Annotated in this window: 20 protein-coding genes and 1 pseudogene; 17 read left to right on the top strand and 4 right to left on the bottom strand. The window is 38.2% G+C overall.

Going from position 1 to position 20,915, the window contains the following annotated elements; genetic code table 11:
• The first annotated feature begins 41 nt into the window (after positions 1-41).
• From C2I06_RS16565 to C2I06_RS16530, 8 genes are all read left to right on the top strand, one after another.
• On the top strand, positions 42-416 hold the full coding sequence (locus C2I06_RS16565) for a DUF2500 domain-containing protein (protein WP_095329622.1): 375 nt from the start codon (positions 42-44) through the stop codon (positions 414-416).
• Positions 413-898, top strand: coding sequence for a GNAT family N-acetyltransferase (locus C2I06_RS16560; RefSeq protein WP_095329623.1), 486 nt, complete (start codon positions 413-415; stop codon positions 896-898). The genes C2I06_RS16565 and C2I06_RS16560 overlap by 4 nt, the downstream gene beginning before the upstream one ends.
• 119 nt (positions 899-1,017) lie before the next feature.
• Complete coding sequence (locus C2I06_RS16555) at positions 1,018-1,947, top strand: ABC transporter ATP-binding protein (RefSeq protein ID WP_123258478.1); 930 nt, start codon at positions 1,018-1,020, stop codon at positions 1,945-1,947.
• Entirely contained in the window at positions 1,922-2,659 is a 738-nt protein-coding gene (locus C2I06_RS16550; protein ID WP_123258477.1) for an ABC transporter permease, read from the top strand. The genes C2I06_RS16555 and C2I06_RS16550 overlap by 26 nt, the downstream gene beginning before the upstream one ends.
• An 8-nt stretch (positions 2,660-2,667) precedes the next feature.
• Positions 2,668-3,801, top strand: a complete 1,134-nt coding sequence (locus C2I06_RS16545) for a sensor histidine kinase (protein WP_123258476.1) — start codon at positions 2,668-2,670, stop codon at positions 3,799-3,801.
• Entirely contained in the window at positions 3,798-4,400 is a 603-nt protein-coding gene (locus C2I06_RS16540) for a response regulator transcription factor (protein ID WP_095329627.1), read from the top strand. Before C2I06_RS16545 ends, C2I06_RS16540 begins: the two co-directional genes overlap by 4 nt.
• Before the next feature lie 381 nt (positions 4,401-4,781).
• Positions 4,782-5,525, top strand: a complete 744-nt coding sequence (locus C2I06_RS16535; protein ID WP_095329628.1) for a hypothetical protein — start codon at positions 4,782-4,784, stop codon at positions 5,523-5,525.
• A gap of 5 nt (positions 5,526-5,530) precedes the next feature.
• The gene (locus C2I06_RS16530) at positions 5,531-6,334 is read left to right on the top strand and encodes a metallophosphoesterase (RefSeq protein ID WP_123259179.1); all 804 of its coding nucleotides are present in this window, start codon (positions 5,531-5,533) and stop codon (positions 6,332-6,334) included.
• Positions 6,335-6,378: 44 nt separating this feature from the next.
• Here the strand turns inward: C2I06_RS16530 and C2I06_RS16525 are convergent, their stop codons facing one another.
• On the bottom strand, positions 6,379-6,948 hold the full coding sequence (locus C2I06_RS16525; RefSeq protein ID WP_095329629.1) for an HAD hydrolase-like protein: 570 nt from the start codon (positions 6,946-6,948) through the stop codon (positions 6,379-6,381).
• Between the two features lie 1,343 nt (positions 6,949-8,291).
• On the opposite strand from C2I06_RS16525, the gene C2I06_RS16520 reads away from it, so the two are divergent.
• The 8 genes from C2I06_RS16520 (at position 8,292) to galU (ending at position 16,575) form a co-directional block, all read left to right on the top strand.
• A complete protein-coding gene (locus C2I06_RS16520; protein ID WP_095329632.1) occupies positions 8,292-9,038 on the top strand; it encodes a DUF2087 domain-containing protein in 747 nt (248 codons plus the stop codon).
• A gap of 17 nt (positions 9,039-9,055) precedes the next feature.
• Entirely contained in the window at positions 9,056-9,412 is a 357-nt protein-coding gene (locus tag C2I06_RS16515) for a GIY-YIG nuclease family protein (RefSeq protein ID WP_123258475.1), read from the top strand.
• A gap of 311 nt (positions 9,413-9,723) precedes the next feature.
• A complete protein-coding gene (locus C2I06_RS16510) occupies positions 9,724-10,236 on the top strand; it encodes a GNAT family N-acetyltransferase (RefSeq protein WP_123258474.1) in 513 nt (170 codons plus the stop codon).
• A 12-nt stretch (positions 10,237-10,248) separates the two neighbouring features.
• On the top strand, positions 10,249-10,758 hold the full coding sequence (locus C2I06_RS16505; protein ID WP_123258473.1) for a DinB family protein: 510 nt from the start codon (positions 10,249-10,251) through the stop codon (positions 10,756-10,758).
• A 105-nt stretch (positions 10,759-10,863) separates the two neighbouring features.
• Entirely contained in the window at positions 10,864-12,891 is a 2,028-nt protein-coding gene (locus C2I06_RS16500; RefSeq protein WP_095329636.1) for a Na+/H+ antiporter, read from the top strand.
• A gap of 136 nt (positions 12,892-13,027) precedes the next feature.
• A complete protein-coding gene (locus tag C2I06_RS16495) occupies positions 13,028-14,719 on the top strand; it encodes an ATP-binding protein (RefSeq protein ID WP_095329637.1) in 1,692 nt (563 codons plus the stop codon).
• Between the two features lie 60 nt (positions 14,720-14,779).
• Entirely contained in the window at positions 14,780-15,334 is a 555-nt protein-coding gene (locus C2I06_RS16490) for a YdhK family protein (protein ID WP_095329638.1), read from the top strand.
• Positions 15,335-15,678: 344 nt separating this feature from the next.
• Entirely contained in the window at positions 15,679-16,575 is an 897-nt protein-coding gene (gene galU / locus C2I06_RS16485) for a UTP--glucose-1-phosphate uridylyltransferase GalU (protein ID WP_095329639.1), read from the top strand.
• A 399-nt stretch (positions 16,576-16,974) separates the two neighbouring features.
• On the opposite strand, the gene C2I06_RS16480 is transcribed toward galU, so the two are convergent.
• From C2I06_RS16480 to selD, 3 genes and pseudogenes are all read right to left on the bottom strand, one after another.
• Positions 16,975-17,376 (bottom strand): hypothetical protein, encoded by a 402-nt coding sequence (locus tag C2I06_RS16480; RefSeq protein ID WP_123258472.1) that lies wholly within the window; start codon positions 17,374-17,376, stop codon positions 16,975-16,977.
• Positions 17,377-17,525: 149 nt separating this feature from the next.
• Positions 17,526-18,586, bottom strand: a pseudogene (gene mnmH, locus C2I06_RS16475) (tRNA 2-selenouridine(34) synthase MnmH).
• 18 nt (positions 18,587-18,604) lie between these two features.
• The gene (gene selD, locus C2I06_RS16470) at positions 18,605-19,654 is read right to left on the bottom strand and encodes a selenide, water dikinase SelD (protein ID WP_095329641.1); all 1,050 of its coding nucleotides are present in this window, start codon (positions 19,652-19,654) and stop codon (positions 18,605-18,607) included.
• A 198-nt stretch (positions 19,655-19,852) separates the two neighbouring features.
• On the opposite strand from selD, the gene C2I06_RS16465 reads away from it, so the two are divergent.
• Positions 19,853-20,905, top strand: a complete 1,053-nt coding sequence (locus tag C2I06_RS16465; RefSeq protein ID WP_095329642.1) for a permease — start codon at positions 19,853-19,855, stop codon at positions 20,903-20,905.
• Positions 20,906-20,915: the final 10 nt, after the last annotated feature.

Raw genomic sequence — 20,915 nt, 5'->3', positions numbered from 1 at the left:
AGAGAAAAGAAAATAATCTTATCATAAAAGGAGATAGGCCTATGGAAGAATTCCTGCTTGGTGGGGATATTATGTTTACAGTTGTACGCCTCTTTATTTTTCTTGTATTTGCTATTATTTTATTTAATGTTTTAAAGGGAATCTTTCAGTGGGGCAAGAACAATCAGCAGCCACGTCTTACTTCTGCTGCGAAGGTAATAGGCAAGCGAACAAGTATTCACGGCGGAGGAAATACTCATGCATATAATCATTACTTTGCCACATTTGAATTTCCGAATGGAGATCGCACCGAATTTCAACTGAAAGACGAAGAATACGGCATGCTGGCTGAAGGGGACAGCGGGGAACTGCAATTTCAAGGAACAAGATATTTAGGATTTACGCGAAATAAAAGGACAGGAGAAAATAGCGGATGAATTACACTATCCAAAAGATGACAGAAGAGGTGGCCAGGGAAATCCTTAGCTGGACCTATCCTGCCCCCTATGATTTATATAATGGGGAGGTAACAGAGGAATCGTTACAAGAATTTGCAGAAAACCCTTATTATGCGATTGAACAGGAAGGGAATCTAGTCGGATTCTATTGCACAGGCTTTGTTGCTCAGGTTCCAATTGGATATCTGTTTCAAGCATATCCAGAAGGATACCTCGATATCGGCCTCGGTATGCGTCCTGACTTAACAGGACAGGGACGGGGCATGGGCTTTATGCAATTTATTATCGATTCCATAGAAACGAAGCAGCCGTTGCGCTTAACAGTTGCAGCCTTTAATAAACGAGCCAATGCCTTATATGAAAAATTTGGCTTTCGTAAAGTTTCTGCTTTTATGAATGCAAATGATGTAGAGTTTTTCGTAATGACAAGAGAAGAAGGAAACAAACCGTGTTCTGGTTAGTAACCAGAGCATTTTTTTATAAAAAAATGACATTTGTCATCTTAAATTCCTGACATCTGCGACTAAACCGCCCCTTATTTGCTCGCTATACTAAGGATAATAGCTTGGAGGTGGAGTAGTTGGAAACAATTGTAGAGTTAAGGCATGTAACGAAAGAGTTTCAGGGGAAGAAAGCAGTTCAAGATATATCCTTTTCAATAAAACGGGGAGAAATGGTGGCAATCTTAGGAGCGAATGGCGCAGGGAAAACGACAGCGATGCGGATGATGCTTGGCTTAATTAAGCCTACCCGAGGAACTATCTCTCTTTTTCACAAGAATCCTAGACAAAAGGAAGTATTAGAAAAGGTAGGTGGGATGCTGCAGGAAGTTAGTGTGATGGACAGCTTGAAGGTAAAGGAGCTAATCCAATTAGTTCAAAGCTATTATCAAAGTCCGCTAGCGTTATCAACTCTGTTGGAACTAACGGGGCTTCAAGAAGAAGTGTGGAATCAACGGACGGAAAAGCTTTCTGGCGGGCAGAAACGACGCTTGAATTTTGCGTTGGCACTGGCAGGAAATCCTGATTTGTTGTTTTTAGATGAACCAACCGTGGGCATGGACGTAACGTCAAGAGAACAGTTTTGGCAAAAAATCAAAGAATTGAATAGGCAAGGAAAGACAATCCTTTTTACAACCCATTACTTACAAGAGGCAGACGAAGTAGCGGAAAGAATTATTATGATTAATAAGGGGGAGGTAGTAGGCGACGGTACGCCAGAGCAATTGAAGGAAAAACTTACAAAACCAAGGGTAATGTTTCAGGAGAAAACTCTTTATAGTCTAAATTTCTACCGAGAATTGCCATATGTTGTGGATGTACAGAAAGAGAAGGAGAAAGTAACGCTGATTGCTACAAATTCGGATCAGCTTTTACAAGAACTTTTCGAAAGACAGTTGGATATTCAGCATATTGAAGTAAAGCTTGGTCAGTTAGAAGAAGTTTTCTCGCAGTTAATGGAAGATACGAAGGGGGTTAATGAGAATGAAATCTTTTTGGATGCAAAGTAAAGCGGAAATCGTCCGAACACTGCGGAATAAATATTATATCTTTTGGTCCTTACTTATTCCCGTCCTTTTTTATTTTTTATTTACCAATATTTTCACGGCACCACGAGATGATGAGGCGTTATGGAATGTACATTATTTAATGTCGATGACAACATTTAGTATTATGGGGTCTAGTATTATGACATTAGGAATCAAAATTGTGCAGGAAAAAGCAGAAGGGTGGACCATTTTCCTGCATATTACGCCTCTTTCCCAATTTGCTTACTTTGGGGCTAAGATGGTGGCACAAACAGTTATTCATTTATTTTCTATCTTGGTAATATTTACAGCTGGAGTCCTTATTAATGGGGTACATCTTTCTTTTTCCCAGTGGATGTTTTGCGGAATCTGGATTCTCTTCGGGTCCCTCCCGTTTCTAGCGCTTGGAACGATTATCGGTAATATCAAAAAAGTAGAAACGGCTTCAGGAATTAGTAATCTATTATATATGTCTATGGCAATAACAGGAGGAATGTGGATGCCGATTGATGTGTTTCCAACCTTTATGCAGCAAGTGGCGAAATGGGTTCCTTCCTATCATTTCGCTAATGGAGCGTGGGAGATTATTAGAGATCAATATCCATCCTTTCTAAATTATCTGATGATTATCGGGTATCTTCTCCTATTTATGGTATTATCAATTTATATTGGAAAAAAACAAGAGGCGGTGTAAGGCGCAAAATGGATACCAAAAAGAGATTCGAGCTTTTTCCGAAAAGATATGGTTTTTTTCCTTATATCTTTTTAGTATACGTATTACTTCCGATTATTCAGGTAATGCAGGAGAAGGGGATAAAGCAATTGATTGGTATCCTGCTTGTACTTGTTTTCCTCCTGGCGTATCGACAATTATACTGTCATATGGAAGAGAGTATATTTAATTATTGGCTGGTTGTGCAAATCTTGATAGTCATGTTTTTTAGTATCTTCTATGATCCTAATCTATTATTTATGGGGTATTTTCCTGCTAACTTTATCGGATATTACTCAGGCAAAAAGTACTTCTATTACTTTTACAGCCTTTTCGCCATTTCTTTGGTTATTCCAATTATTTTTAGTTGGAAGGGTGTCAATCCTCAGTCTCTCTTTTTCTTAGTGCCGTTCTTTATCATTATGCTGATTTCTCCTTTTGGAATCCGCTCGATGAACCGACGGATGGATTTAGAAAGACAATTAGATATAGCGAATGAGCAAATTAGCCATCTTGTCAAAAGAGAAGAACGAATGAGAATTGCTCGAGATTTGCATGATACGCTCGGCCATACCTTATCCCTGCTGACATTAAAAAGCCAGCTTGTCGCAAAAATGGTACCGGCTCAACCAGATAGTGCTATACAGGAAGCAAAGGAAATGGAAAGCATATCACGCTCGGCATTAAAGCAAGTTCGCGAGCTTGTGTCTGATATGCGCGCCATAACCATTCGTGAAGCAATAGTAGAGATACAGACAGCTTTACAGGCAGCAGAGATAGAAAGCGAACTAACAATCGAACTAGAAGATGAAAAGGTCCCGCTTTTAACCCAGAATATTATTAGTCTCTGCTTAAAAGAAGCAGTAACAAATATAATCAGGCACAGTGCGGCGACCATCAGTAAAGTATTGATTCAACAACGTTTAGGCGAGATAGAGCTTATCGTGCAGGATAACGGGAAAGGGGTGAAGGCGGAGGAAACGCAAGGGAATGGATTAAAGGGAATGCGTGAAAGACTGGAATTGGTTGACGGAAAATGGAGTATGACATCTGATTCGGGAACCACTATTCACATCATTGTCCCCATTATTCAAAAGGAAGGAAGAGAGGAGGAGATATTGTGATACGAATTATCATCTCTGAAGATCAGCGCATGCTAAGAGGAGCATTAGGAACCTTGCTTAATTTTGAAGAGGATATGGAGGTCGTGGGACAAGCAGAAAATGGCGAACAGGCATTAGAGCTTATAAAAAAATATAATCCAGATGTCTGCCTATTAGATATTGAAATGCCTATTAAAAGCGGCCTGGATGTCGCAGAGGAATTACAGCGGCAGAAATCCCCCTGTAAAGTGATTATTTTAACGACATTTGCGCGACCAGGATATTTTGAAAGAGCGCTAAATGCCAATGTTCATGGCTATTTATTAAAGGATGGTCCTAGCGAGGAATTAGCAGAAGCTATTCGCAAAATCATGAACGGCAAAAGAGAGTTCGCCTCTGAACTGATTTTTGGCAGTATAGGAAAGGAAAACCCATTGTCAAAGCGCGAAAGAGAAATATTAGTACTGATTGAAGAAGGGAAATCGGTAAAGGAGCTTGCGGCAATGCTTTATTTATCTTCTGGAACGATTCGCAATTATATCTCAGAAGCAATCAGCAAATTAGGGGCAAAAAACCGAATGGAGGCCATTGCCGAGGCGAAGCGGAATGGTTGGTTATAATATGCCCTCCTCCTCCTCACAGCTTATAAAAGCTAAATCCCCCACAGCATAATAAATTTTCGAATCCCAATAGGATAACTTAAAGAGAGCTGCTTGACCGTCAAAATAGAAAATAAGGAGATAGCAATCTTCATGTTACTTCCTGAAAAATATATAGATAAGGATATCTACTCGTGATTATTTGAGACGGAAAAGAATAAGATGATAAAAGCATATAAAATCAATAATTGATTTTATCGCATGCCTAAAGGCTAGGATAACCATCTCAGCAAAACCGACTGATGGAAGTTTTCCTTAACTTATGCTTATTTTCCAAAATTTTAACAATTTATTTTCTTATTTTGATAGAATATGAGTAACTATCCTTTAGGAGGAACAAATATGGTAGATAGTCAGAATTTTAGAAGGGGAATGGGATATGCCTTCATAAAACTAGCAGGAGCTGGTTTTGCGGCAACACTCTTTTTTTCTTATATTTTTCTATCGAGTTTCGATTTATATTTATTTTCACATGAAATTGAAAATCCATACTTTTGGATAGGCTTTTTTGGCTTTGGAATTCTTATTTCGATCGTAATAGATTGGGTATCTAACTATTTTCCAAAGCTAGAATTATTATTATATATTGTGGTTGGAGTCTGTCTTTTTTTGCCGATTATGTGGAATGTTCTACCTATCCTTGCTATCGTTTCTGGTTTTAGCGCGATTTTATTCTATATAGGGATTAAAATAGCCGCAAAAGTAAGTTGGTTTAAGTGGATATTTGCTTGTACACCTATTCTCTTTCTTTTGTTAACAATCCCAGACTTCACGGTGAAAAAAGAATGGAATACAGTAAGAGGCGAACAGTCCTACGAAGCCTATTTTGCTTATTTTAACGGGGAGGATGAGGTTCCGATTAAAGCGAAAAAAGGGGAAAGGGTTACCGTTCACATTGATTTTACCAATCGCAATGGCGGTGGCTTCGGGTATTATTTGATAGATGAAAAAAATCGAAGAATTGGCATAAGTAATGAAGAGAAAAAAGTTTTAACCTTTGATGCAAAAAAAACAGAAACCTATAAGCTTATTGTGACCGGAGATGGATTACAAGGTGGATTTGAGGTGAACTGGGAGAAAGAGTGAATATAGTGAAAAAAAGAGTGTTGCTTCTTGCTATTTTAATAGGCATATGTATATTTTTTTCATACTACCAGAATAATCATTTATCGACCTTGAACTTTACTCTCTCGTCTCCCAAAATAACAAAGCCGATAAAAATAGTGCAGTTATCGGACCTACATAGCAAGCAATTTGGAAAAGAGCAACAGCGTTTAATACAGCAAGTAAAAAAGCTAAAACCAGACCTGATTGTTTTTACGGGAGACCTTGTGGATTCAAAAAAATACGATAAGCAAAAAAGTATGACTTTAATGGAAAGGCTTGTTAAGCTAGCGCCAACGTATTATGTAACAGGTAATCATGAATACTGGTCAGGGGAATTTCCGTCGCTAGAAGCGAATTTAAAGCATGCAGGTGTATTTGTGTTAAGAAATGAACAGACTCTTGTAGAGGTTGGAGGAGAAACGATTAATATTATGGGTGTAGATGATCCAACCTTTTTATCTAGAGAGGATGAGCTAGTTGAAATAATAGGTGGATTGAAGGATGAAGAACATTTCAATTTATTGCTTTCCCATCGGCCAGAGCTTTTTTCTCTCTATGAAAAAATAGATTTAGTTTTAACAGGTCATGCCCATGGTGGTCAAGTAAGATTGCCCTTTATCGGTGGAGTCGTCGCACCAGATCAAGGATTCATGCCAGAATACACAGCTGGTATGTATAAAAAAACAGACACAGCAATGATTGTGAATAGGGGCTTAGGAAATAGCATCATTCCCCAGCGGATTTTTAATCGCCCTGAAATCATCGAAGTAGTGTTGGAAAAAGAGTAAAGAGCATTCCGTGATGGAAGGAATGCTCTTTGTTATCTTTATCATTACGCCTTCATTGGGTATACTTTGAAAAAATCAGCAAAGTTTGAAAGTTGAAAGTCAGCAAATTCACATTGATTTTGAAATATACAAGTTTGTATGCCTAATTCCCTAGCCGGAATCAAATCTAGTTCTCTATCACCAATAGCTAAGTCAATAGAATACTTCGTGTGCAAATAGTGATAGGCATCAACCGCAGGCTTCCGCGGAAAACCATTCTCCAATGTTACTATTTCAGCAAAATAAAGCTCCCACCCATAGTGCCGAAGAAAATGGACAACACCATTATAGCTTTTATGCGTCATAATTACATTTGTTTTCGCAGCTTTCAAAATCTCTTCTACCCCTGTAAAAGGTTTTACCTCATCCGCAGCAATTCCTTTATTCATAAGCTTAATCTCACTTCGCTGCTGGTCTGATATGTTGAAATATTCCATCGCATGAGAAAAAGATACTTTTAGCTCTTTATAGATAAGGGCTTTGTCCACCTTTTCACCTAATACCTTATAAATAATATTTGTATAAGCAGGATACGTATCAAATAACGTACCATCAAAATCCCAAAGAATATTCATCCATATATCCTCCAATAAAAGCTGTTTCTTTCATGGTAGTACACTTGTTTGGGAATGTCCATTCAGAGATTGATAGATGGAGAGTTAAGATGAAAGAGAGCAGGGAAGAGAAAAAAGGCGTTCATAGCGCAGATGAAAACCAAAAAGGAGAGCAGGGAAGAGAAAGATGGTGTTCATAGCGCAGATGAAAACCAAAAAGGAGAGTAGGGAAGAGAAAGATGGCGTTCATAGCGCAGATGAAAGCCAAAAAGGAGAGCAGGGAAGAGAAAAAAGGTGTTCATAGCGCAGATGAAAACCAAAAAGGAGAGCAGGGAAGAGAAAGATGGTGTTCATAGCGCAGATGAAAGCCAAAAAGGAGAGCAGGGAAGAGAAAGATGGTGTTCATAGCGCAGATGAAAACCAAAAAGGAGAGCAGGGAAGAGAAAAAAGGCGTTCATAGCGCAGATGAAAACCAAAAAGGAGAGCAGGGAAGAGAAAGATGGTGTTCATAACGTTGATGAAAACCAAAAAGGAGAGCAGGGAAGAGAAAAAAGGCGTTCATAGCGCAGATGAAAACCAAAAAGGAGAGCAGGGAAGAGAAAGATGGTGTTCATAGCGCAGATGAAAACCAAAAAGGAGAGCAGGGAAGAGAAAGATGGCGTTCATAGCGCAGATGAAAGCCAAAAAGGAGAGCAGGGAAGAGAAAGATGGTGTTCATAACGTTGATGAAAACCAAAAAGGAGAGCATTGAAGAGAAAAAAGGTGTTCATAGCGCAGATGAAAACCAAAAAGGAGAGCAGGGAAGAGAAAGATGGTGTTCATAGCGCAGATGAAAGCCAAAAAGGAGAGCAGGGAAGAGAAAAAAGGCGTTCATAACGTTGATGAAAGCCAAAAAGGAGAGCAGGGAAGAGAAAGATGGTGTTCATAGCGCAGATGAAAACCAAAAAGGAGAGCAGGGAAGAGAAAGATGGCGTTCATAGCGCAGATGAAAGCCAAAAAGGAGAGCAGGGAAGAGAAAAAAGGCGTTCATAGCGCAGATGAAAGCCAAAAAGGAGAGCAGGGAAGAGAAAGATGGTGTTCATAGCGCAGATGAAAACCAAAAAGGAGAGCAGGGAAGAGAAAGATGGCGTTCATAGCGCAGATGAAAGCCAAAAAGGAGAATAGAGAAGAAAAATAGCTTGCATAACCTAACTCCAATAGAAGCTGAAAAAGAAAGAAACCCCAAAAGCCTCAAAGCACGCCAAAGATCCATCAACAAAAAACTCCTAAGACTATTGACGATTATCCAAAGAAAGTTTAATATTTAACTAACGTAAATAATAATTGTTTGTAAAATAACAAACGAATTAATGGAGTGTTTATAAATGAATGTTTCATCTTATTTTCAAAATGCAACGATTGATGAATTAAAAAAAGGTTATATAGAGAATTCAGATTCGTATCTTTGTCTTTTATGTGGGGAGGAGATCGAGAAAGGGGTTATCTACCCGGAAGGCGGCAGATTATATGAAGCGGAAAAGTACATGAAGCGTCATATCGAGGATGTCCATCAATCAGTTTTTCATTATTTACTAAGCTTAGATAAAAAGCTGACAGGGTTAACGGAGCATCAGACAAAATTGCTGGAGCTGTTTTATCAGGGAAAAAGGGATGAAGAAGTGAAAGAGGAGTTGAAAATCGGCAGTGCTTCAACCATTCGGCATCATCGTTTTGCTCTTAAGGAAAAAGAAAGGCAGGCGAAAAATTTTCTGGCAATAATGGAGCTGCTGAAGGAAAAGGACCATCATGCGCCAAGCTTTGTCCCTGTTCATCCTACTGCTGTAATGGTTGACGACAGATATAATATCACGGAAGAAGAGCAGGAAAAGATAGTAGCCAAATATTTCAATAATGGTATATTAAGTAAATTTCCAATCAAACAAAAGCAGAAATTAGGGGTGCTTCGGGAAATAGCGAAGTATTTAGATGCGCAAGAAAGCTACACGGAGAAGCAATTGAATCAACATTTAAAAACAATTTACGATGACTATGTTCTTATTAGAAGATATTTAATCGAATACGGATTTCTTGACCGTAAAGCAGATGGAAGTCTTTACTGGTTAAAAAAATAAGAGAAAGGTGAATCACAATGGATCGAAAAAAAGAGTTGAAAATGCAATATAAAGAAATTCCAGTTGAAGCCGGTATTTATACAATCACTAATAAGAAGAATGGGAAAGTCTGTGTCGTTAGTACAAGAAATTTCAAAACCATTAATGGCGTGAAATTTTCCTTGGAAAATGGCGGATATGCAAATAAAAAACTGGTGGACGAATGGAAGCAATATGGAAAAGAGGCATTTTCCTTTGAGATAGTAGAAGTATTAAAGCCAAGGAAAGATGATCCTTATTACAATGAAAAGGAAGAGCTGACTAAGTTGGAAGAAAAGTGGCTGGAGAAATTACAGCCGTTTGGAGATAGTGGCTATAATAGCAGGAAAGAGTAAGGGATGTCTTTAATAGACATCTCAGTTTGTCGATAAAAAGGTATTGGTGAAGTAGAATTGCATTTTTATCGTTGCTTGGAGCGGAAAGTAACCCCTTGATTCAAAGAGGTTAATAAATATTTTTTTAGTTAAACTTCTATTTCCAAAATACAGGAGTTTGTCTACAGTCTGGGATGTCTTTAATAGGACATCTTTTTTCATTAGATAAGGTAGATAATACTTTCATTTTTCGCCCCAAATTGGTATCTTACTTAATAAGATTATAAAATTAGATGGAATTTTTCAAATTATAGAAAAAAGGGGATATGGCGATGATCCGTGAGATGAAGGAAACAGATTTAGAAGAGGTTTTGGAAATATATAATGATGCTATTTTACATACAACGGCTGTATATGATTATCGTGCACATTCCTTAGAAGACAGAAAAGCATGGTATAACCAGAAACTGGAGGGCGGATATCCTCTTTTTGTTTTCGAGGAGGCTGGGAGGGTGCTTGGTTTTGCAACATATGGACCATTTCGCGCATGGCCTGCTTATAAATATTCGATTGAGCATTCGGTGTATGTTCATAAAGAAGCAAGAAAGAAAGGAATTGGCACACACTTATTAAAAGCGCTGATCGAGCGGGCGGAAGAAGAGGGATATGCAACCCTTATTGCAGGAATTGACAGTACGAATAAAGGAAGTATTTTTATTCATGAAAAATTAGGATTTACGTATTCAGGCACGATCAAAAAAGCCGGCTATAAATTTGAGAAATGGTTAGATTTAGCTTTTTATCAGCTAGAATTAATAGGACCTAAATCTCCAGTAGAAGAATAAGGAGGAGTCAGCATGATAAGACCAGCAATTTGCGATTATCCAGAACATTATCGGGGGTATGTAGGCTTAGTTCCAGAGGGAGATATTATTGCAATAATTAATGCTCAAATAGAAGAAACAGTTGCTTATATAAAGAAAAACGAAGACCGAAGAGATTTTCGCTATGCAGAAGGAAAGTGGTCGCTCATCGAAGTAATTGGTCATATGATCGATACGGAGAGAATTCAGGCATATCGCTTAATGCGGATTGCTCGAGGAGATAAAACACCATTAGCCGGCTATGATGATGAAGGCTATGTGGAGAATGCCCGCTTTTCGACAAGAACAATAGAGGACCTATTAGAAGAATTGGTGGCAGTCCGCAAATCTACGGTAAGCTTGTTGAGAGGTCTTTCAGAAGATACTTGGGAAAACAGGGGTTTTGCTAATAATGGAGAATTTACTGTCCTGGCTCTTGCTTATATTATCGCCGGTCATGAGCTTCATCATTTGAAACTGATAAAGGAAAGATATATGGTTTAATTATGGATTGAGGTTCCTGTTGGGAATCTCTTTTTAATCTCATTCCAACATAATCTACATAAAAAGGAGAAAAACTAGCATAAGAATCTGCAAGGAGCCAACAAGATGGAGTTATTAATAACAATTATTTTATTATTATTTTGTTTACTGATTTCAAATATTGTCAGTCATTATCTTCCCTCTATCCCAACTGCCTTAACGCAAATTGCCTTTGGAGTAGTGATGGCACTTCTCTTCTCCGACTTTGAGCTTGAACTAGAGGCAGAGTGGTTTTTGCTTTTGTTCGTTGCCCCCTTGCTCTATAACGATGGTAGGCATTTTCCAAGAGAAGAGCTATGGAAGATGCGCACTTCTATTTTAGGCAATGCCATCATTTTAGTATTGCTTACAACTATCGTTGGCGGCTATTTTGTTCATTGGCTTATTCCCAGTATCCCGCTCGCAGCAGCTTTTGCTTTAGCGGCAATTTTATCCCCGACAGATCCAGTAGCTGTCAATGGGATTGCGAAACGTATTCATATTCCGGCAAGTGTGCTCAACCTTGTAAGAGGAGAATCGCTGATTAATGATGCTTCAGGACTAGTGGCATTTAATTACGCAGTTGCTGCTGTTGTCACAGGATATTTCTCGATTACAGAGGCATTGACTGATTTCACGTATACCTTTTTTATAGGAGCTGTAGCAGGACTTGTTTTAAGTCTCCTTATCATCATCATCCGCTTTATTTTACGAAAACAGGGAATTCAGGATGTTACATTTCACTCCTTGTTACAGGTGCTGACACCGTTTCTAATTTTTATTATAGCGGAGGAAATGCTCCATGCTTCTGGGGTGATTGCTGTTGTAGTAGGTGGAATTATTCACTCCTTAGTCAGTGAACGAACAGAAACGATGCTTGCGGAGGAACAGGTATTAACGGAAAATATTTGGTCTATCGTTATCTTTATTCTTAACGGAATAGTCTTCTTATTACTCGGATTGAATATCCCATCTTCTATTGTGGATACAGTGGAAGATCCTTCTTTAAGTAACTGGTTAATTATCGGATATGTTATGTTAATTGGAATGGTTATTCTTGGTATTCGCTTTTTCTGGTCCTATTTATTTTCCATTTATGAATATAAAATGAACAAGAAGAGAGAAATTGAAAAGCCGAGTATTAAACATACTTTACTTGTCAGTCTAACAGGAGTCCGCGGGGCGGTAACAATGGCAGGGGTGCTGTCTATCCCCTTTGTCATCCATACTGGTCAAGGATTTCCTGAGCGTTCCTTAATTCTTTTTCTAGCTGCAGGTGTTATCATGTTCACTTTACTTGCAGCTACGATATTTTTGCCATTTCTTAGTAAAAGTAGTGGAGAGACAGAAATAAATGATGAAGATCTAGTAATTAGGGCAAAGAAAAAAATTATGCTTTCTACTATTGATAAGCTCTATTTAGAAATGAATGAAGAAAATACAGCGGCTGCTTATGAACTAATTGATGAGTATAAACGACGCATTAAGCAATTAAATTATCAAGTGGCAAGAACAGAAGAGGAAGAGAATAATTATTCAGCCTTGGTTGAAATTAGATTGCGCGCCTTAAAAGAAGAACGTAACTATGTACACCAGTTAGTAAAAAAGGAAAAAATTTCAGAAGAAGTGTTTGCGATTTTTGAAAAATCATTGGATTATCGCGAAGAAATTCTATGTACCAATGTGCAGACTGGGACGAGATTTCTGTTTGGAAAGGCCATGAGAGGCTGGAAACGTTTTGTTCGGAAGCACCGCGGCAATAAATCCGATCGAAGAGAACAAATTCGTATTAGCAAAGAAGTTCTATTAAATTCGATGAAATCTGCTCTTTTCTATTTAGAACAATGGAAAGAGACAGCGGAACATAAACAGCAGGTGGAATCCGTTATTTTAGAATACCGACGGATGGTCGATCGCTGGGAAAAACCAACTGCATCATTTAATGAAAGGCTGCAGGAACAAATAGAAGAATTGCGTCTAGGTATCGTGGATCAGCAACGTGCAGCCATACAGAAGATGTATGAAAAAGGAGAAGTGAATCGAGAACAGGCGAAAGAACTTCGTAGATTTGTTCATTATATTGAGAGTGTAACATTGTATGAATATGAAGAATAGATGGAGAGAGAGTTCCTTCCTGCATAGTAAGGAAGGAACTCTTTTTGAAAAAATAATAAAATCATCCAAATAGTCGGAAATTTACATGCTATAATAAAAGGATATTAAACTTTATAAAGAAAGTTGGGGGTTTTTAATGGCTGTATATACTCCTCAGACAAGGTTTCATCCAGAGGTTGCTCTTACAAATCTCTCTGATATGACAAGTGGCGCCCATATCTTGTACTTAATGAACGATGAAGATAAATACATAACTAATGCGGCGTCCTTCTTAAAAACCGGTCTGCTTTTGGAGCAAATAGTAATTTTTGTCGATCAGAAGAAAATATGGCCACTAATAATAAAAAAGTTGGAAGCGAACGGATTACATACTAAGCTAATTGATAAAATAAACTTTATTAATAGTGAAGATGTTTATTTTAAAAACGGAGAGCTATGTTTGGAGAATATGTTGGAGGCAAGCAAAGACTTGGTGGATCCTACCCTTTTTTTCAATAAAGAAATTACCATCCGTTATTGGGGGAAAATAATACCAAGAGTCTTAAGTGAAAAAAGTAACATAGACAAATTACTTCAATATGAGGATGAAGTGGATGAGTACATAAGGAATTATCATAATTATACGGTATGTGTTTATGACGGGATGGAGTTATCAGCAAGCAATTATATACGCTTAAAAAAATACCATCCATATGTGATGACAGATACGGAATTTACATTATCCAGTGTTTATGAAAAAGAAATCTTACCTCCATCCCCCGTGCGAAATGGTAAATATGAAGAGACAATTGCCAATTTACAATTAGCACAAACCTACTATTCCCGGCTAGTAGAGGACATGCTAGACGCGGTATTTATTACTTCCAACAATATTATTATGTATGTAAATAAAGCAGCTGCAAAGTTACTAGATGCAGAAGATCTTGTCGGAAAGTCAGCTTATGAGATTATGGAGCCAGATTTTCTAGAAAACTATTTAGATAAAAATAGAAATATATGGAGAGAAGAAATTTCGACTCCGTATGAAATGCAGCTGATTACCTCAAAAGGAAAAAAGGTAGAGGTAGAAGTTTTAGCTTATCCGTTTCTTTTTGAAGATTTAAGTTCCACCATTATTATCATTGCTCGAGATATAAGTGTCAGAAAAGAGAATCAGCAGCTTCAGATAAAAAATGAAAAACTTGGAATAGCAGGACAACTAGCAGCAAGTATTGCCCATGAAATTAGAAATCCTCTCACGGCTATTAAAGGTTTTTTAAAGCTGGCATACCAAGGTGCGATGAAATTAGATGATATTTATCCAATCCTTGATCTTGAAATCAATCGAATCGAAACAATCGCAAGCGAGCTAATGTTCTTAGGAAAGCCAGCCAGATCAGAGATTAAAGAAACAAATATTGGAAAAATTCTTCTCGATGTCTATACATTGATGCAATCACAAGCCAATTTAGATAATGTTGTCATTAATTTAGATACATATGGAGATCATTTAATTACATTATGCAATGTGGATCAGATTAAACAAGTTTTTATCAATTTGGTCAAAAATGCGATTGAAGCAATGGATAATGGCGGCACCATAAATATGGAAGCAAAGCTTGATGGAAAATGGGTAGTTGTTACTATTAATGATAATGGGAAAGGAATACCAGATGAAGTAAAGAATAAGCTGGGGGAACCCTTTTATACAACAAAAGAAAAAGGAACCGGGCTAGGGCTAGTAATCTGCTATAACATTATCGCAGAACATAAGGGCAAAATAGATTTTGTCTCAGAAGATGGAATGGGTACCACATTCACAATCCAATTACCTCTCGCTAATAAATAGACGTATGTTTAAAATAACCTCTAAAGTGAAAGAATTCATAATAATAGAGGAGGTAATGAAATGAAAAGAAGGCATTTTTACATGGCGGCGATTTTTGCCGTACTGTTACTATTTTACGGTTGTTCATCTGGTGAAAAAAATAGCGATGGTGAAAATCAATCTACGCAAACTCAGCATGAACACAAAGAAACAGGATCTTCAGATATTCCCGATGACCTAGAGCCAGCATCAGATCCAACTTATAAAGAAGGTAGTCAAGTCATCTTAAAGGCAGATCATATGGAAGGAATGGACGGAGCAGAAGCGACGGTATTAAATGCATTTAACACGATTGCGTATGAAGTGACTTACACTCCGACAACAGGTGGAAAACCAGTCAAGCATCATAAATGGGTTATCCAAGAGGAAATAAAGGATGCTGGAAATGAAATGCTTGAAAAAGGGACAGAGGTTACCTTAGAAGCAGATCATATGGAAGGGATGAAAGGTGCAAAAGCAACGATTGAATCCGCTGAGAACACAACCGTATATATGGTAGATTATCAACCGACAACAGGTGGCGAAAGGGTAACAAACCACAAGTGGGTCACCGAAGAAGAAGTATATCCAGAATAATATTAGAAGAAAAGGGTTGTCATCACAACTCTTTTTTTGTATGCTGAAATAATAAGTTTTCTGAAAATTATAGATGTAATTAATGCTTATTAGGGATAATTTGACAAAATATTGTAAAAAGTGATAAGTTATTAAAAAATACATATACAACTATTCTCAAAGAAAAGCCAAAGTGATATAATAGTTGTACGTTATAAAGAACGAAGTGGTAGGATGATAGGATTTTATACAGAACATCTTTGTGTTTTTTACTAATAATTTACAAAGAAGAAATTCGTATTTGAATTCCTTTTTAGCAAAAAAATGGTATAATCAAAAGTGAATTGCCTAAAGGAGGAAATAAGTTGAAAAAAGTAAGAAAAGCGATCATTCCAGCCGCTGGTCTAGGTACTAGATTTTTGCCAGCAACGAAAGCGATGCCGAAAGAAATGTTACCAATTGTCGATAAACCTACTATTCAATATATCGTAGAAGAAGCAATTGCTTCTGGTATTGAAGATATTATTATCGTTACAGGTAAAGGAAAAAGAGCGATTGAAGATCACTTCGATTACGCACATGAATTAGAACAGAATCTTCGTGATAAAGAGAAATTTGAATTGCTTGAGAAAGTTCAATATTCTTCAAATCTTGCAGATATTCATTATATTAGACAAAAAGAGCCAAAAGGCTTAGGACATGCTGTATGGTGTGCAAAAAGCTTTATTGGCGATGAGCCATTTGCTGTTTTACTTGGTGACGACATCGTTCAGAGCGATACACCATGCTTAAAACAATTAATTGACCAATACGAAGAAACACATGCTTCTGTTATCGGCGTTCAAACAGTGCCAGATAATGAAACACACCGTTACGGAATTGTCGATCCAGGCGAGAGCGAAGGAAGAAGATACCAGGTGAATAATTTCATTGAAAAACCAGCTCCTGGAACAGCACCTTCTAACCTAGCAATCATGGGTCGCTATGTGCTAACGCCAGAAATCTTCATGTACTTGGAAAATCAAAAAACAGGTGCAGGCGGAGAAATCCAATTAACAGATGCCATCCAACAATTAAACCAAATTCAACGTGTTTTTGCTTATGATTTCGAAGGAGATCGTTATGATGTTGGTGAAACATTAGGATTCGTAAAAACAACATTAGAATTTGCTTTACAACGCGATGAAATGCGAGAAGAAATTATTGAATATATGAAAACGGTACTGGATAAAGCTGATCTAGATAAAATCAAAGTATTGTAATAAGAGAACGCCTTTTGGATGTAGATAATCTGCATGTGAGAGGCGTTTTTATTTGGAATTTGTGGTGTGAGTGAGAGGGGGTTGGTAGTTGCTGGTGGTTTGGCTGATAAGTACTGAGGTTTGGCTGATAAGTTATGAGGTTTGGCTGATAAATCTGAAGTTTGGCTGATAAGTTATGAGGTTTGGCTGATAAGTGCTGAAGAATGGCTGATAAATCTGAAGTTTGGCTGATAAGTACTGAGGTTTGGCTGATAAATCTGAAGTTTGGCTGATAAGTACTGAAGTTTGGCTGATAAATCTGAAGAATGGCTGATAAGTTATGAAGTTTGGCTGATAAATCTGAGGTTTGGCTGATAAGTACTGAAGTTTGGCTGATAAATCTGAAGAATGGCTGATAAGTTATGAAGTTTGGCTGATAAATCTGAGGTTTGGCTGATAAGTTATGAGGTTTGGCTGATAAGTACTGAAGAATGGCTGATAAATCTGAAGAATGGCTGATAAATCTGAGGTTTGGCTGATAAATCTGAGGTTTGGCTGATAAATCTGAGGTTTGGCTGATAAATCTGAGGTTTGGCTGATAAATCTGAGGTTTGGCTGATAAATCTGAGGTTTGGCTGATAAATCTGAAGTTTGGCTGATAAATCTGAAGAATGGCTGATAAGTACTGAGGTTTGGCTGATAAGTGCTGAAGAATGGCTGATATCCTAAAATCTCTTCGTTTAATTTTGCTCTTGTCTCAGTGTTTCTAGCCAATAATTCCAAATCTCCGCCAAAATTAGAAGGATTACCACAAAACGGCACTCAAATCGACTCCACATTCAATCACCACTGCAAATTCCCTTCCTTCATTTAACATTCTACTCGCACCACGCCTTCCAAACTAAAAAAAGCTTTATCACTTGTCCTCAATAACAAGTAATAAAGCTATTTCCAAAAGCAAAGTTTCTAAATTAGTTCACTTCACTCTTCGCTGAAGTCCGACTCTTCTTTTGCCAAAACTCCTTCACTTTGATGATCGCATCCTCTGTGTTTTGCACATATAAATCGATAGTTTGCTCATCTTTATATTGTAAAGCCGTTCTTTCATAGAGTGGATCATAATAGTAGGTTAACAGCAATTCAACAGCTTCAGCATAATTTCTAGTCTGCAGAGCTTCTTCAATTTTAGCAGCCGCGGGTGTGTGGATGCGCCGTTTGATTAATTGGAATGCTTCTACACATTCATCATGATGATCGGCTGGAGAATAGTCAGCCAATATATGCTGAACTCGCTCCTCGATGGGCATATGAATAAATAGCTGAAGGCCAGCCTCCTTTTTTTCAGAAGAAAGTTAGGCATCAGTACTTTGCCAATCCGCTTGCTTTCACCTTCCATTAAAAAATAGGGAGAAGCAGGCAGCTTTTCGATTTCACCGACAAGCAAGGAGTCGAAAGTCTTCTGATTATGGGGCTTGAGTCCAATTTGTCCGAAGATGGAGCCACGATGATTGGCCATTCCTTCCAAGTCCAATACAGGAAGTCCTTCTTGTTTTAAATGCTGTAAAATAACAGTTTTATTGGAACCGGTGTAGCCGTTTAAGACAATTGCTTCCTGAGCCATTTCCATTGTATCTAATTGGTGGATAACCCATTGACGGTACGTTCGGAAACCGCCTTGCAAGCGGTAGCTATGCACGCCCATTAAATCAATAACGGTTGCCGCTGTTTTACTGCGCATGCCGCCCCGCCAGCAAAAGACCACTACATCCCTTGATAATTCTTGGAAGGACTGGATGAAAGCAGGCAGTTTAGCAGACACGATTTCCAAGCCGCGAGCTTTTGCCGCTTCCACACTTACCTGCTTATAAAGAGTCCCAACTTCTGCTCTTTCCTCATCTGTAAAAAGAGGGATATTGATACTGCCAGGAATTGTATGCTCGTTAAATTCAGAAGGAGAGCGAACATCTACTAAAGAAAATTCCTTTTTCTCCCGTAATTCAAATAATCGTTCGATTGTTATATCTTGAAACAAGGTAGCTCCGCCTTTCTCTTACCCAACAAAAATATGGCCAGGGCTCTCTTCTGTGACTTCTCCAATGATCGCCGCTTCTACACCGGCATCAACTAATTCTTGCAGCAATGCATCTGCTTGTTCACCTTCCACCGAAATAAGCAATCCGCCAGACGTTACAGCATCACATAAAATCAACTGATCAAGCTCATCTAAGTCAGAAGCAAAAGTAACATCGCCTTCTAGGTGGGCAAAGTTATTTTTCGTACCGCCAGGAATTACTCCTTGTTCCGCTAATTCTTTTACGCGTGGAAGAACAGGAACTTGATCGCGCTTAATATGGATGGTTGTATTGCTTCCTTTCGCCATCTCTGAAGCATGTCCAAGTAATCCAAATCCAGTTACATCTGTACAAGCATGCACATTATAAGCCTCCATCACTTCAGCCGCCTTCTTATTCAGTGTAGCCATAACTTTTGTCACACGATCAATTTCTTCTGCTGATAAAAGACCTCTTTTAATAGAAGTGGTTAGAATACCGACACCGATTGGTTTTGTTAAAATTAGTTTGTCAGTAGGCTTAGCACCGGCATTTGTACGTACTTTATCTGGATGAATGGTTCCAGTGACAGCAAGACCAAATTTGGGTTCTTTATCATCAATGGAATGTCCGCCAACAAGGGTAGCTCCAGCCTCTTTCACTTTATCGCCAGCACCTCGCATAATATCAGCCAAAATTTCTTTTTCCAAAACAGAAATAGGGAAAGCCACAATGTTTAGGGCAGTTAACGGTTTTCCACCCATTGCATAAATATCACTTAAGGCATTTGCTGCAGCAATTTGTCCAAACGAGTAAGGATCATCCACAATTGGCGTAAAGAAGTCGACTGTTTGCACGATTGCTAATTCATCTGTCAGCTTGTAAACGCCAGCATCATCGCTTGTATCTAAGCCAACAAGAAGATTTGGATTTTTCTCTGCTGGTGGTAATGTACGAATAACTTCAGATAAGTCAGCAGGACCAATTTTGCAGCCGCAGCCCCCTTTGGAGGATAAAGATGTAAGTTTAACGGAATAAGACTGTGTCATATGACACCAACCTTCTTTCTAGTAAATTAAATATTTTTTATTAAGTATCCTTCTCTATTATAAAGCAATGGGCGGTTCATTGCATGCCTAGTAGATTGGATGGGAAAAAAAGGAGGTTGAATCATTTTTCGGGTACCTAAAATTTAAAATATGATATAATTTATACGCAATTAATCTAATATATCGAAGGTGAAAGTGATGAGTACGTTAGCAGAGGAGCAATCAAGCAAAAAAAGAACGTTTTGGTTCGCTTTTCTATTTGTTTTAGTCGCAGTAATCGGTCTCACATATGTGAAATGGTGGCCATATTATCATAAAGCCATCCTTTCTTTTCAAACAAATTCTATCGGAGATTCGATTTTACAGGATCAAATTTCCGGAACATTCACATGGAGTGCCGCAGTAGATTATACGGTCACTTACTTCCAATCTGTTTGGAAGGCAGCAATTTTAGGTATTCTACTTGGTTCCCTTGTGCAAGTGCTTCTGCCGACTGGCTGGCTATTAAAGGTGCTAGGAAAAACGAGCTTTGGCAGTACTGCAGCAGCAGGACTAGCATCCATACCAGGAATGATGTGTACTTGCTGTGCCGCGCCAGTCGCTGTGGGGCTTCGTAAAAAAAATGCTTCCGTCGGCGCAAGCTTGGCTTTTTGGATTGGGAATCCAACCATCAACCCAGCAACCTTAATTTTTATGACCTTTGTCCTTTCTTGGAAGTTTACATTATTACGTCTTATCGTTGGACTAGTTTTAACATTTGGCATTAGCTATTTTGCCAACCGCTTTGTTAAAAATCCAACTCCTGTCTCTGTGGATAAATTAATAGAAGATGCGGAAGTAGATAAGCGTCCATTTTTAAATAGATGGCTTACTTCTCTTGGAAGCATGGTTCTTTATGTGGTACCGGCCTATGTTCTGTCCGTATTAATTCTAGGGGCAGCGCGTTTTTGGCTCTTCCCGCAGCTAAGTGACAGCATGTCTAATAGTTTGCTTGCTATTCTGCTTTTTGCAGTTGCTGGGATGCTTTTTGTTATTCCAACAGCCGCAGAAATTCCAATTATTCAAACGTTAATGGCGATGGGTCTTGGAGCAGGACCAGCTGCAGCCCTGCTTATTACACTGCCAAGTATAAGCTTGCCATCTTTATTGATGGTAGCAAAATCCTTTCCAAGAAAAGTGCTCGTATTTGTATCCATATCGGTAGTCGTTTTAGGAATTATCAGTGGATTAATAGGAAAATTAATATTCTAGTATGTTAAGA

Source organism: Niallia circulans, from assembly GCF_003726095.1.
GTDB lineage: Bacteria > Bacillota > Bacilli > Bacillales > Cytobacillaceae > Niallia > Niallia circulans_A.
The sequence above is the reverse complement of the archived record's forward strand: the minus strand, read 5'-3'. Positions and strand labels throughout refer to the sequence as shown.